The following is a 12,336-nucleotide window of genomic DNA, read 5'->3' on the forward strand; positions in this document are numbered from 1 at the left end:
CTCGACGACCGTTCGGTCGATATTAAGACCCATCAAAAGACGGCTCTCTTTTCGGCCACGCGTGGCGGCGTCTCCACACGACAAACACTCATCCGCGGCAAACGGCTACAACGCGCGACATGCGCGGCGCTCCTGACTCGGTAGCGAAAACATCACGCCGGCGCTCGCGGGTATCTTGGCCTCACATTCGTCGAGGCAACTCTCTCTTCTGCACGACAGACAGGCGTCGACGCGCCTGCATGGCGACATTCCGTTCATGGAGGCGCGCATGAAGCCATCCGGATGATCGAAATGGAACGACCGGAAGTTCGATGCGGCGCCGCGCGGCAGCATGCGATGAAGCACGTGGCCGTCCGGACACCGCCGCAGCACATATGGACGGCCGCCACGACGCGGCCAGCAAGGAGGTATCCGAAATGAAATGCCATCAAACGAAGCGCCCGATGTTCCTGGCGATCACGCTCCTCGCGCTCGGCGCGGCATGCGGGATCAGCGTGGCCGCCACCAACGCGGACAATGCCGACGCGTCGGCCGCGGATGCAGCGCTGGCCGCGAACGCGATGCCCCGTGGCGCGAAGCCGATCGGCGTCGACGACGGGCCGCTCACGCTCACGGTGCGCACGCCGTCGGGCGGCACGTCGCGGCTGACTTACGCCGATGAAGACGGCTGGCGTCTCGACGACCGCGACGCGCGTCTCAGGCCGAACGAAGCGCGGATCACGCCCGCGTCGGCGGAGCCGCAAAAAGAGGCGTCAGCCGCCGAGCGGCCGATGACCGTCTTCATCGACGGCCCCACGGGCTTCACTTATGTGTGGATGCGCGATCAGGGATGGAAGTTCGTCGGCAAGCTCGCGGACCGTAATCGTTGAGCCAATGCGCAGGGCAGTCATCGTGATGCGACGATCGTTGTCAGGCATCGTGGCCGGCGCGCTCTGCGTCTCGCTCGCCGCGCACGCCCAAGCCCCCGCCAACGCCGCCGCCGGCGCATCGCTCGTCGATGCCTGGCGCGCGGTGCGCATCGCCGACTGCGCGCGTTGCCACGGCAAGGATCACGAAGGACTCGCCGCGCCGTCGATCGTCGGATTTGCGCGCACGCAGAGCCGCGAACGCTTCATCGCCGCGGTTCTCGACGGCAATCCGCCAATGGGCATGCCCGCGTATCGCGGCAATCCGTTGATCGAGGATCGCATCGACGCGATTTACCGTTACTTCGTCGGACGCGCCGACGGCAGCATTGCCGCCGGCGCAATGCCGCCCAGTGAGTGAGGTTCCGTCAACGATCGCTTCGCATCTTCACGAACGCAACTAGACTTCAATGGCGCGACTTCCACACGAAGCGCGAACGGAGGTTAATCATGGGCTTCACTCATTCAGCCAGCGACGGCACCGGCTGGACCGACGACCCCGAGGATGCAGCCACGCTGGCGGCGCTCGTGGCCGCGATCGGCGCCCAGCAGGCGAAGCTTGCGAGCAGCAGCCACACGAAGCTGAACGGCCAGGTCGATCGCGCGCAGCATCAGAAGCAACTGCTCGGCGCATTCGGCACACTTCGCATTGCAGACGACATTCCCGCGGCCGCGCGCTTCGGCCCGTTAGAAAAAAGCAATGCGTCGTATCGTGTCGCGTGCCGTATCTCGAACGGGCAGCCTTGCCCGCAGGCCGACACCGCATCGGACGTGCGCGGCATCGCGATCAAGTTCTTCACGGACGACGGCGTCGAAACTGATCTGCTCATGACGAACGAGGGCGGCCGTTCGCACGCGCGCAACGCGGTTCAGTTCATGGCGGTCGCCGATATCATCGTCGCGCTGCTTGCGGAAGGTCCGAAAGGCGGCATCGCAACGGGCTTGCGCGAACTGATGACGGAAAAGCTCGGCCCGATCGAGGCCGCGCGGATTCTCACGGTCCTGTTCAAGGAAACCAGGCTGCATCACGTCGATAGCGTGACGACGGAAGACTACTGGGGATCGGTCGTGCAACTGGGCCAGGCCGCGATCAAGTATTCGCTGCATCCGCATGAATCGACGGAGGGCGGAACCAACGCCGATCGTCACGCCGACAACTATCTTCGCGACGACCTGCTCAACCGCCTGAAAGATGGCCCGGTGAAGTGGCGGCTCGGCCTGCAGCTTTTCGCCGATGAAGGATCGACGCCGATCAGCGATGCATCGGTCGCATGGAAGGCGGATGTCGTGACCATCGGCGAGCTGGAGATCGCCTCGCCGCCGTCGGACGACGACGAGACGCGCATCAACCAGATGGCGTTCAATCCGGCCAACGGCTTCGCGCCGCTCGGCATCACGCATGCACGCAAGGATGTCTATGCCGCGAGCGCCGCGAATCGCAAGGGCCGGGGCGTGCTGTCGAGCGAGCAAGCGCGCGCGCTCCTGGGTTCGCGTTGAACCGCACGCGCCTGCGCGAGACGGCGGGCCCGGCGCGGCTTTTCTCCGATAATGGTGCCCATTCAGGGACGCGCGCCCGCGCCTGCGCGTCCCTCCGATATGGGAGCCCGCCATGCATCTCGCCGGCACGATCCTTCCGATCTTCGCGATCATCCTGACGGGATGGCTCGCGGGCATCTCGGGCTATATGCCGCGCGAGCTGGCCGCGTCGCTGACGCGCTTCGCCTATTATGTCGCGATGCCCGCGCTGGTTTTCCTGACGATCGCGGACGAGACGCTGCGCTCGCTCCTCGACTGGCGCTTTCTTGCCGCGTTCGGCGGCGGTTCGATGATCTGCTTCGCGGCCGTGATGACGATTGCGCGGATCGCACGCGGCGCAAGCATGGGGAAGAGCGCCATGCTCGCCGCCGCCGTCTCGATGACCAACACCGGTTTCGTCGCGCTTCCCATATTGAAGACGATCTACGGCCAGCCTGGCGTGCTCGCGGCGGCGGTCGCGACGGTGTTCGTCGGCGCGATCATGTTTCCCGTGCTGGTCGTGCTGCTCGAAATCGATCGATACGACGCCTCGCGCAAGCTGCGCATGGCCCCGCTGATCCGGCAGATCGCGACCAACCCCGTGATCCTCGCGACCGTTTGCGGACTGCTCTGGTCGATCGGCGGATTCGGATTGCCGGGACCGGTCGCGTCGTTCCTCACGATACTCGGTGAAGCCCTGACGCCGTGCGCGCTCTTCGCCATCGGGCTCGAACTGACGTTGGGCGAATTGCGCGAACGCCTGAGTCTCTACGCGCTGTTGACGATGCTCAAGCTGGCGATGATGCCGCTCGTCGTCTATGGGCTCTGCTTCGCGGCAGGACTCGATCGCACCGCGACCGTTGCCGCGGTCGTGTGCGCCGCGGTGCCGACCGCCAAGAGCGCCTACGTGCTCGCCGTCGAATACGACGTCGAAAAGCCGGTGGTGGGCGCCGTCATCTCGATGTCCACGCTCTTCTCGATCGTCACGCTGCTCGCGTGGCTCTATCTCGTATAGCGCGTTTCACGTGTCGCCGAGTTCCTCGTCGACGTCGCGCTCCTCGTCATCGGGCGGGGCGATGCCGAGCGCCTTGTCCCATTGCGGCTCGCTCAGATAGCGTTCGCGCAGGAAATCGACGAACGCCTTCACCTTGGTCGTCGAGCGATGCGAAGTCGGATACACCGCCGACAGCCACAACGGCGGCGCCGCATAGTCGGGCAGCACGCGCACGAGGCGGCGTTCGAGCAGGTCGCCCGCGGCGACCATCGTCGGCAGATAGACGACGCCCGCGCCCGCGCGCGCGAACTCGAGCAGCAGATGCACGCTGTTCGTTTTCAGCACCGCGTTGAGCGCGATCTCGTAGCACTCGTTGCCCTTCATGAGCGGCCAGTTGTCGCCCCACGGATAGTGCGCGTAGCGTGCGAAATCGTGGCGCAGGAGATCGAGCGGCGTTTCGATGGCGGGCTCTTCCTTGAGATACGCCGGCGTCGCGCACAGCACGCCGCGCACGGGGAAGAGCTTGCGCTCGACGAGCAGGTTGGACGCCGGCGGATAGATCTGCAATGCCAGATCGAAGCCTTCCTGAACCGGATCGATCACGCGATCGTTCACCGTTACGACGAACTCGATGCGCGGATGCGCCTCGCGAAACGCGATCAGCGCCTGCGAGAAGTGCCCGAGCGCGAAGCCCGGCAGCACATGAACATTGAGCGTGCCCGACAGCGATTGCGTTTCGGCGCTCGCGCGCCCCGACAGCTCGCGCACCTTGGTGACGAGCAACAGACAATCGCGATAGTACGATTCGCCGACTTCCGACAGACGCACCGCGCGCGTCGAACGATGAAAAAGCGCGACGCCGAAGTGTTCCTCGAGCTGCTTCACGCGCGAGGTGACGACCGATTTCGCCACGCCGAGCTGCCGCGCCGCGCTCGCGAAGCTTTGCGCTTCGGCCGCGCGGACGAACGCCTCCATCGACATGAAGAGGTCCATGCTGTCTCCTGTCTTGCTTCGCTAGGCCGCGCCGTTCCTGTAGCGCCGCGGCGTGGTGCCGAGCCGCTCGGAAAAGAGCGCCGTCATGTGCTGTTGCGAAGAGAATCCGCACGCGGCGGCCACGTCGACGAGCGGTGCGTCGCCCGTACGCAGCATCTGCGCGGCCGCGCCGATGCGCTTCTCCAGCACGTAGCGATAGAGCGAATGGCCGGTGCGCGCCTTCACGCCATCGAAGACGGCTCGCACGGGCAAGTCGAGTTCGGCGGCGATATCGGCGCAGGAAAGGCTCTGATCGATATTGTCCGCGACATACGCTTCGAGCTGCGCGAAGCCGGCGTCCGTCAGCGCGGACTTGCACGCTCGCGCGGTGCGTTCGAGTTGCCGCGTCGTCTCGATCCACGCGAGCGTCGCGACGCACTGCATTTCCCAAGGATCGACCGCGCGCGATTCCGCTGACGCCTTCTGGCGCGCATAGCGCACGAGATGACGGATCGAATCGGCGCCGAGATTGCTGCGGCTGCCCGCGCGCCGCAACGGCTCCGCGCTGCGATCGGCGATGCGGCTCACGAAGGCATCCGAATAGCGAAACGCGATGAAGCCGTGCCGCACGTCGTGCGCGTCGATGCGCATGCTGCCGCCGCGCGGGTGATACGCGGCCGTTTCGGCGCGAAACGTGAAGGGTGCGGCAGGGCCGTCGTCGTAGCGCGTCTCCGACACGATCGTGCCCAGCAACAGGCAGATCATGTCCGACGAATTGCGCAGTTCCAGCGAATACGGCCGTGGTCCCGAAATGCAGTATTCGAGTCCCGGCGCGCCCGCGACCGCGCTGAAGCGATCGATGCGGGCGGCCGCGTCCGGCGCGATGAGGGCGCTCATGTTCGTTGTCTCCATGTCCGTGTTTTTTTCGCGGCTCCGACAAGGAACGCCATCGGATGCCGCTGTTCACGCGAGTATAGATGCGAGGGAAGGCGTCTTCCACGGCCCGATGGGTCGCCGTTCGCGAACGTCGCGTGCGCCGATTGACCCCGGTGTTTACCCCGACCGCGCGCCGATCCGCCCGGAATCTGTAATCCGCAAAACCTGAAAGACCCGTCGGCCGCGTCTTCGTAACGTTCGCTCACAACACATGAACGACCGGAGACGACGATGCACCCGCGGCAACCAAGACGAACGACAAGACGACCTCGGCGCCAGACATGCGCGCTCGCCATGCTGGGCGCGGCCTGCTCGATGATGCCGCTGGCCGCGGCGCACGCATCGGGCATTCCCTTCGCGACCGACCGTCCGCAGACCTGGCAATTCAGCTCCGATTTCGAAGGCACCTACGATTCGTTCGGCCAGAACATCGAATGGAATCACGACAGCCGTGCATTCGATTCGCATGGCAATCAGGTGGCGGGACCGGGCACGAACACCTTCGTCGGGCTCTCGACGTTCATCCACTACTGGAAGGTGCCGTCACTGCCGCATGTCGGCTTCAACGCGAGCATCACCGTGCCCGAGATCCGCACGCAGGGATCGCAGTTTTCCGCGAGCGGGATTGGCGATCCGCTCGTCGGCGGCCTCGTCTGGTACAACCCCGCGCCCGCGACGACGCTAGGGTTTCAGGCCTACGTGCAGGTGCCGATCGGGCAGGACAGCGTATCGACCAATACGTGGTCGTTCTGGCCGTCGGTGTTCTACGACGACTGGTACGGGCACGTGAACGTGGACCTGCTCGTCGGCGGCATCCTGCGTGGACGCACGCTACGCTCGGGCCATGATGACCTGAGCCCGGGCAACACCTTTCATCTGAACCTGCGCGTCGGCTACAGCCTCTCGCCGCCCGACAACCCGTTCGCGATTCCCTTCGTCGGCTTCGACTATCAGACGAGCGGCGGCACGTTCAACCAGACGGCGTTCATGCCGGTAGCGAACAGCGCGAGCCGCGAAACGGCCGTGGGCATTGGCGTGCTGTTCCAGTTCAAGCCGAACAGCCTGCCGTTCCTGCACCAGAAGATGTACGACCAGCTTTCCATCCAGTACCAGCACTCGGTTTCCGGGCGCAACACCACGCTCACCAACGGGATTCTCGTGCAGGCGTGGCACTACTGGTGAGCATATCCAACGATGGAGACAAAGATGAGCGAGACGAATCAACTTCCTGCCGCGTCGCGGCGCAACTTCATCAAGGCCGCGGGGGCCGGAACCGCCGCCGCCGCATTCGGCGCGGTGTCCCTGTCCGCGCGCGCCGCGAGCGAAATCCGGTTCGATGCGGAATACGACGTGGTCGTGTGCGGCGGCGGTGGCGGCGGTCTGCCGTGCGCGCTCTTCTCGCGCTGGCTGGGCAACCGCGTCGCGATTCTGGAGAAGGCGGGCAGCGTCGGCGGCACGGCCGCGAAGGCCGCGTTCTGGTACTGGGTGCCGAACAACGAGCCGATGCGCCGTGCGGGCATTGCCGATCCGAAGCCCGATTACATGCGCTACGTCGCGCGTCTTTCGCGGCCCGAGCAATACGATCCGTCGCTGCCGAAGCTCGGCCTTTCCGACTGGGAGTACGAGATGTGCGAAGCCATCTACGACAGCGCGTCACCCGCTGCGGAACTGCTCGCGAGCAAGGGCGCGCTGCCATACCGGCATGAAGCGGCGGTGCCCGACTACTGGGCCGAATTGCCGGAGGACAAGGCGCCGCGCGGCCGCGTGCTGTTTCCGAAGGACGGCCTGCCGAGCATGTCCGATGGCGGACGCGTCGCGATCCGCACGATGAGCGCGGCGGCCAGGCGCGACGGCATCGACATCAGGACGGGTTACCGCGTGCAGAAGGTGCTCGTCGATGAGTCGGGCGCGGTGATCGGCGTCGAATCGCTGACGGAAGAGGGCACGGTCTTTCGTGCGCACGCGAAGAAGGCGGTGATCTTCGCGACTGGCGGCTTCACGCACGACCCCGAACTGCGCAAGAATTTCCTGCACGGCGCGGTCTATGGCGGCTGCGCGGCGCCCACCAACGAAGGCGATTTCGTGCGCATCTCGAGCGCGCTCGACGTGCAGCTGCGCAACATGAACTACTCGTGGATGGCGCCGATTTCTCTCGACAAGGCGATCGCGAAGGACGGCTCGCTCTCCGGCGTCTTCACGCCGACGGGCGATTCGATGATCTACGTGAACAAGTACGGCAAGCGCGTCGTCAACGAAAAGCTCGCCTATAACGAAGTCTGCGCGACGTTCTCGCAATGGGACGGCGCGAAAGGCGAGTATCCGAACCTCACGCTCATCTCGATCTGGGACCAGCAGGCGCAGGACCACTGCGCGAGCGACGACTACGGCAGCCTCATCGTGCCGAAGGGCTCGAACGACCGGCACGTGCTGCGCGGTAACACGCTGGCGGAGCTCGCGAGCGCAATCCGCGAACGGCTCGCGAAATACAGGAGCGCGCTAGGCGGCCTCGATCTGTCCGACGATTTCGTGCGCAACCTCGACGCGAGCATCAAGCGCTTCAACGGCTTCGCGAAGACGGGCGTCGATCAGGATTTTCATCGCGGCGAGCGCATCGTCGAGAAGCTGTTCAACGGGCCTACAGCGAAGAGGACGGATCAGAAGAACGAAACGATGTATCCGCTGAGCGCGAAAGGACCGTATTACGCGGCGCTCATCGTGGCGGGGAATCTCGATACCAAGGGCGGACCGAAGACCAACTCCCACGGGCAAGTGCTCGATACGCGCGGCGAGCCGATCAAGGGCTTGTACGGCGTCGGCAACTGCGTCGCGTCGGCGTCGGCACGGGCCTACTGGGCAGGCGGCGGCACGCTCGGGCCGATCATCGCGTTCGCCTATCGTGCGGCGCAATCCGCAAACGGAGGACAGTCATGATTCGGATCGCCAACTTACTGGTGATGCTCACGCTTGCCAGCGCCGCGGCCCATGCACAGGAAGCCGCGCCGCAGGACCCCGTCGCGCTCGGCAGGAAGCTCGCGACCAACAACTGCGCCGTGTGCCACACCTTCGGCAAGGGCGAACCGAACGGGCAGGGGCCGAACCTCTTCGGGATCATCGGCCGGCCGCTGGCTTCAGAACCGGGCTTCAAGTATTCGGCGGGCATGAAGGCGGCCGCATCGGGCAAGGTCTGGGACGAAAAGCTGCTCGACGCCTGGCTCACCGATACGCAATCGGTCGCGCCCGGCAACGCGATGACCTATTTCGAAGGCGATGAAGCGAGGCGTCAGAAGATCATCGCTTATCTGCGCACGCTGCATTGAACGACACATCAATCTCATCAGGAGCGAATCATGAACACCGTCACCATGACCGACGAACAGCGCAAGACCATCGCGCTCGAATACCTGCGCAGGCTCGATCGCGGCGCAGCATTTTTCGATCTCTTCGACGACAACGCCGAAGTCTATTTCCCGAAATGGGGCATCGCGACGGGCCGTGCGGCCTTCGAAAAGCTCTTCTCGGACCTGGGCTCGATCGTCGCGAAGTTCAAGCACGACCTCGCATATCTGAACGTGATCCAGCAGGGCGACACGGTGGTCGTCGAAGGCACGAGCTACGGCACGACGAAGAGCGGCGTCGACTGGCGCGCCGGCGTCACGCACGCGGGCCGCTGGACCGACGTGTTCGAGATCCGCGACTTCAGGATTCAGCGCTGCTTCATCTATCTCGACCCCGACTACGAAGGCGCCGATACGCAACGCTATCCGTGGCTTGCGCAGAAATAAGTACTTTCCCTAGGGCCGCAATCGAGCACGCGATGTTCGGCAAACGCGAACCTCGATTCATTGCCTTGGGACGGGCGCAGCCCTAATCTTGACCTCAAGGCGGCGCTGCGAATTTCCGCGAAAGATCAACGGAGCAATGGAGACAGACATGCAACAGACCTACCTTGGAAGCCTCGAGAACTATCGCAAGGGCACCATCGAAATCATCAAGGGGCAGCCCGGACATTACGCGATGTCCAACGTATTCGAAGTCGCGAGCCGCGCCGCGCCGTACGAGAAGATCGTGGTCGGCAAGAACCTCAAGTACGTGATCGAAACGCTGCGCGCGGAAGGCGTGTCGCCGTGGTTCAGCGCATCGCACGATGAGTTCGCGGTCGCGCTCGACGGCGAGATCGACGTGCATTTCATCAAGCCCTCGGATGGCCCGCTCGTCGGCGAGGACACGGAAGGCACGGTGATACTCGAAGGCGAGCCTTCAGGCCAGCAGATGGGCTTCGTGCGTCTGCGCCGCGGCCATCAGACGTTGCTGCCGGCGGGCGCGGCTTATCGCTTCGAAGCGCGGAAGACCGGCGTGCTGCTCGTGCAGACGATCGCAGGCTCGGCGTCCGTCGAGAAGTGGGCGGAAATCTGCATTCAGTGAACCCGCATACGCCAACGATTTTCCAACTTCCGGAGCACATCATCATGGATCACGCTGCATTTCTTCAGAGCGTCGTCGCGACCGACCCCGATGCGACGACCGGCTATCGCACCTTCAGGCTCGGCGATTTCGAATTCAGCCGCGACGCGTACTTCGTCACCGTGAAGTGGCCGGCGCAAGGACAGACGCGCTCGCATCAGATGCATGCCGACGACTTCCTGCGCGCGATGATGCGCGACGTCGCGTGGGGCTTCTTCTACGGCTGGGTCAACTTCGACGAAGTGATCGGCACGCGCAATCACTACGGCAAGGTGGACATGTACGCCGGGGCCTACAACGCGAGCTTCCGCGATGCAGGCGTCGACTACACGCAGCAGTTCGAGACGCCGATCATCATGGCGACCTTCAAGGCGATCCTGAAGGACTGGGTGAACGAAGGCTTCGATCCGTTCGCGGCCCCCGAAGAGACCGGTTCGGCATTCGGCGCGAAGCACGGCGACAACATCGCGGCGATCGATCGCACGCGCATCGCGACGAAGCGCATGCCGGGCCTCGAAGGCGACTCGCCCCTGCGGGACGACCTGCCGGTGAACCGCCAGTTCGCGGATGTTTCGCAAGACGAGCCGGAGATCCATGCCGCGCCCGGATTCGAAGGGCAACTGCATGCGTTCAGCCTGTTCAAGTATCTGTCGCGCTCGGACGTGACGTGGAATCCTTCGGTCACTTCCGTGTGCAAGCAGAGCCTCTTCTGTCCGACGACGGAGGAGTTCGTGCTGCCGGTGTTTCATGGCAACGACCGCGTCGAGTGGTTCCTGCAGCTTTCGGATCAGATCATCTGGGACGTCGCCGACAAGGACACCGGCGAGCCGCGCGCCCGCATCACCATGAACGCGGGCGACATCGCCGCGATGCCCGCCGATATCCGCCACAAGGGCTATTCGCAGAAGCGCTCGATGCTGCTCGTCTGGGAGAACGCGACGCCCGATCTGCCCAAGCGCTACGAAAGCGGCGAGCTGCCGCCGTATCCGGTCGCGCTCTAAGTCCTTCCACGTTCCTCCTTGATGCGACGACGCCTTCATCGGGCGTCGCGGGGAATGTTTCGTCTTCAATCCTTGACACGAGCAAGACATGCAAACGCAACTCTTCATCGATGGCCGCTTCGTGCCAGCCCTCTCTGGCGAAACGCTCGCGACCCTGAATCCGCACGACAACAGCGAGATCGCGCAAGTCTCGATGGCCGGCCGCGAGGACATCGACCGCGCGGTACAAGCCGCGAAAAAGGCGTTCCCGACGTGGAGCGGCATGGCGGCCGCCGATCGAGGACGCCTGCTGCTCAAGCTTGCCGACGCGATCGAAGCCAATGCGGACGAACTCGCGCGCCTCGAATCGCTGGACACGGGCCACCCTATCCGCGACACGCGCAACCTCGACGTGCCGCGCACCGCCGCGACCTTCCGCTATTTCGGCGGGATGGCGGACAAGTTCGAAGGCTCGGTGATTCCGGTCGAAGCGGGCTTCCTGAACTATCTGACGCGCGAGCCGGTCGGCGTGGTCGGTCAGGTCGTGCCGTGGAATTTCCCGCTGATGTTCACGAGCTGGAAGATGGCGCCGGCGCTCGCGGCGGGCAATTGCGTCGTGATGAAGCCTGCGGAGCTGACGCCGCTGTCGAGCCTCGCGATTGCGGAATTGATGGCTCAGGTCGGCTTTCCCGCGGGCGTGGTCAACGTGCTGCCGGGGCTCGGGCATATCGCCGGGCAATACATCGCGGAGCATCCGGACATCGCCAAGGTCGCGTTCACCGGATCGACGGCGGTGGGGCGCAAGATCGTCCAGGCATCGAGCGGCAATCTGAAGAAGGTGCAGCTCGAGCTCGGCGGCAAGGGCGCGAACGTCGTGTTCAGCGACGCCCATCTGGATGCCGTCGTGCAGGGCTCGGCGTTCGGCATCTTCCACAACCAGGGGCAGGCGTGCATCGCGGCGTCGCGGCTGATCGTGCACGAATCCATCGCCGATGAGTTGCTGGAGCGCTTCACGTCGCTCGCGCGCTCGATCAGAATCGGCGATCCGCTCGATCCATCGACGGAGATGGGGCCGCTCACGTCGCAGATGCATCGGGACCGCGTGCTGTCGTATGTCGACGTGGCGCGCGAGCAGGGCGGCCGCGTGTTCGCTGGAGGCAAGGCGCCGGATGGCGCAGCGCTTGCAAAGGGCTGCTATGTCGAGCCGACCATCGTGCAGGCGAAGCCGACGGATCGCGTTGCGCAGGAGGAGGTATTCGGCCCGTTCGTCACGGTGAGCACGTTCAAGACCGACGAAGAAGCGCTTGCGATTGCGAACGGCACCGAATATGGCCTCGGCGCGGGACTCTGGACCCGCGACCTGCAACGCGCGCATCTCTTCGCGCGGCAACTGAAGAGCGGCATGGTGTGGATCAACTGCTACAAGCGCGTGAGCCCGGCATCGCCGTTCGGCGGCGTCGGCGCGAGCGGCTATGGCCGCGAGATGGGCTTCGAGGTGATGCGCGAATATACTCAGGCCAAGTCCGTGTGGGTGAACGTCGACGCCAATATTCCGCCTTACTATCCGCGCTGA

13 protein-coding genes are annotated in these 12,336 nt (G+C 64.6%); 11 read left to right on the forward strand and 2 right to left on the reverse strand.

The window, feature by feature from the left end:
* Positions 1-416 precede the first annotated feature (416 nt).
* From AWB83_RS13420 to AWB83_RS13435, 4 genes are all read left to right on the forward strand, one after another.
* Entirely contained in the window at positions 417-869 is a 453-nt protein-coding gene (locus AWB83_RS13420) for a hypothetical protein (protein WP_087046191.1), read from the forward strand.
* A gap of 25 nt (positions 870-894) precedes the next feature.
* Positions 895-1,266: a c-type cytochrome gene (locus tag AWB83_RS13425; RefSeq protein WP_244197727.1), complete on the forward strand. Its 372-nt coding sequence runs from the start codon at positions 895-897 to the stop codon at positions 1,264-1,266.
* Positions 1,263-2,402, forward strand: a complete 1,140-nt coding sequence (locus tag AWB83_RS13430) for a catalase (protein WP_244197718.1) — start codon at positions 1,263-1,265, stop codon at positions 2,400-2,402. The genes AWB83_RS13425 and AWB83_RS13430 overlap by 4 nt, the downstream gene beginning before the upstream one ends.
* Before the next feature lie 112 nt (positions 2,403-2,514).
* Positions 2,515-3,435, forward strand: coding sequence for an AEC family transporter (locus AWB83_RS13435; protein ID WP_087046019.1), 921 nt, complete (start codon positions 2,515-2,517; stop codon positions 3,433-3,435).
* A 6-nt stretch (positions 3,436-3,441) separates the two neighbouring features.
* Here AWB83_RS13435 and AWB83_RS13440 read toward each other — a convergent pair whose 3' ends face one another.
* Together AWB83_RS13440 and AWB83_RS13445 are read right to left on the reverse strand one after the other, a co-directional pair.
* On the reverse strand, positions 3,442-4,407 hold the full coding sequence (locus AWB83_RS13440; RefSeq protein ID WP_087046021.1) for a LysR family transcriptional regulator: 966 nt from the start codon (positions 4,405-4,407) through the stop codon (positions 3,442-3,444).
* A 21-nt stretch (positions 4,408-4,428) separates the two neighbouring features.
* The gene (locus tag AWB83_RS13445; protein ID WP_244197719.1) at positions 4,429-5,283 is read right to left on the reverse strand and encodes an AraC family transcriptional regulator; all 855 of its coding nucleotides are present in this window, start codon (positions 5,281-5,283) and stop codon (positions 4,429-4,431) included.
* A gap of 333 nt (positions 5,284-5,616) precedes the next feature.
* On the opposite strand from AWB83_RS13445, the gene AWB83_RS13450 reads away from it, so the two are divergent.
* The 7 genes from AWB83_RS13450 (at position 5,617) to AWB83_RS13480 (ending at position 12,336) form a co-directional block, all read left to right on the forward strand.
* Positions 5,617-6,504: a transporter gene (locus AWB83_RS13450; protein ID WP_087046025.1), complete on the forward strand. Its 888-nt coding sequence runs from the start codon at positions 5,617-5,619 to the stop codon at positions 6,502-6,504.
* 24 nt (positions 6,505-6,528) lie between these two features.
* Positions 6,529-8,253 (forward strand): FAD-dependent oxidoreductase, encoded by a 1,725-nt coding sequence (locus tag AWB83_RS13455; protein ID WP_087046192.1) that lies wholly within the window; start codon positions 6,529-6,531, stop codon positions 8,251-8,253.
* A complete protein-coding gene (locus tag AWB83_RS13460; protein WP_087046028.1) occupies positions 8,250-8,639 on the forward strand; it encodes a c-type cytochrome in 390 nt (129 codons plus the stop codon). The genes AWB83_RS13455 and AWB83_RS13460 overlap by 4 nt, the downstream gene beginning before the upstream one ends.
* Before the next feature lie 30 nt (positions 8,640-8,669).
* The gene (locus tag AWB83_RS13465) at positions 8,670-9,104 is read left to right on the forward strand and encodes a nuclear transport factor 2 family protein (protein WP_087046030.1); all 435 of its coding nucleotides are present in this window, start codon (positions 8,670-8,672) and stop codon (positions 9,102-9,104) included.
* 148 nt (positions 9,105-9,252) lie between these two features.
* Entirely contained in the window at positions 9,253-9,744 is a 492-nt protein-coding gene (locus AWB83_RS13470; RefSeq protein WP_087046032.1) for a cupin domain-containing protein, read from the forward strand.
* A gap of 44 nt (positions 9,745-9,788) precedes the next feature.
* Complete coding sequence (locus tag AWB83_RS13475; RefSeq protein ID WP_087046034.1) at positions 9,789-10,784, forward strand: hydroxyquinol 1,2-dioxygenase; 996 nt, start codon at positions 9,789-9,791, stop codon at positions 10,782-10,784.
* Positions 10,785-10,872: 88 nt separating this feature from the next.
* Positions 10,873-12,336: an aldehyde dehydrogenase family protein gene (locus tag AWB83_RS13480; protein WP_087046037.1), complete on the forward strand. Its 1,464-nt coding sequence runs from the start codon at positions 10,873-10,875 to the stop codon at positions 12,334-12,336.

This window comes from Caballeronia ptereochthonis (genome assembly GCF_001545075.1).
Taxonomy (GTDB): domain Bacteria; phylum Pseudomonadota; class Gammaproteobacteria; order Burkholderiales; family Burkholderiaceae; genus Caballeronia; species Caballeronia ptereochthonis.

What these genes read in the sequence shown, in the direction of transcription:
- AWB83_RS13465 (WP_087046030.1), top strand. Translation starts at nt 8,670, where the DNA reads ATGAACACCGTCACCATGACCGACGAACAGCGCAAGACCATCGCGCTC.
- AWB83_RS13455 (WP_087046192.1), top strand. Translation starts at nt 6,529, where the DNA reads ATGAGCGAGACGAATCAACTTCCTGCCGCGTCGCGGCGCAACTTCATC.
- AWB83_RS13425 (WP_244197727.1), top strand. Translation starts at nt 895, where the DNA reads ATGCGACGATCGTTGTCAGGCATCGTGGCCGGCGCGCTCTGCGTCTCG.
- AWB83_RS13470 (WP_087046032.1), top strand. Translation starts at nt 9,253, where the DNA reads ATGCAACAGACCTACCTTGGAAGCCTCGAGAACTATCGCAAGGGCACC.
- AWB83_RS13460 (WP_087046028.1), top strand. Translation starts at nt 8,250, where the DNA reads ATGATTCGGATCGCCAACTTACTGGTGATGCTCACGCTTGCCAGCGCC.
- AWB83_RS13445 (WP_244197719.1), bottom strand. Translation starts at nt 5,283, where the DNA reads ATGAGCGCCCTCATCGCGCCGGACGCGGCCGCCCGCATCGATCGCTTC.
- AWB83_RS13440 (WP_087046021.1), bottom strand. Translation starts at nt 4,407, where the DNA reads ATGGACCTCTTCATGTCGATGGAGGCGTTCGTCCGCGCGGCCGAAGCG.
- AWB83_RS13475 (WP_087046034.1), top strand. Translation starts at nt 9,789, where the DNA reads ATGGATCACGCTGCATTTCTTCAGAGCGTCGTCGCGACCGACCCCGAT.
- AWB83_RS13450 (WP_087046025.1), top strand. Translation starts at nt 5,617, where the DNA reads ATGCTGGGCGCGGCCTGCTCGATGATGCCGCTGGCCGCGGCGCACGCA.
- AWB83_RS13435 (WP_087046019.1), top strand. Translation starts at nt 2,515, where the DNA reads ATGCATCTCGCCGGCACGATCCTTCCGATCTTCGCGATCATCCTGACG.
- AWB83_RS13420 (WP_087046191.1), top strand. Translation starts at nt 417, where the DNA reads ATGAAATGCCATCAAACGAAGCGCCCGATGTTCCTGGCGATCACGCTC.
- AWB83_RS13480 (WP_087046037.1), top strand. Translation starts at nt 10,873, where the DNA reads ATGCAAACGCAACTCTTCATCGATGGCCGCTTCGTGCCAGCCCTCTCT.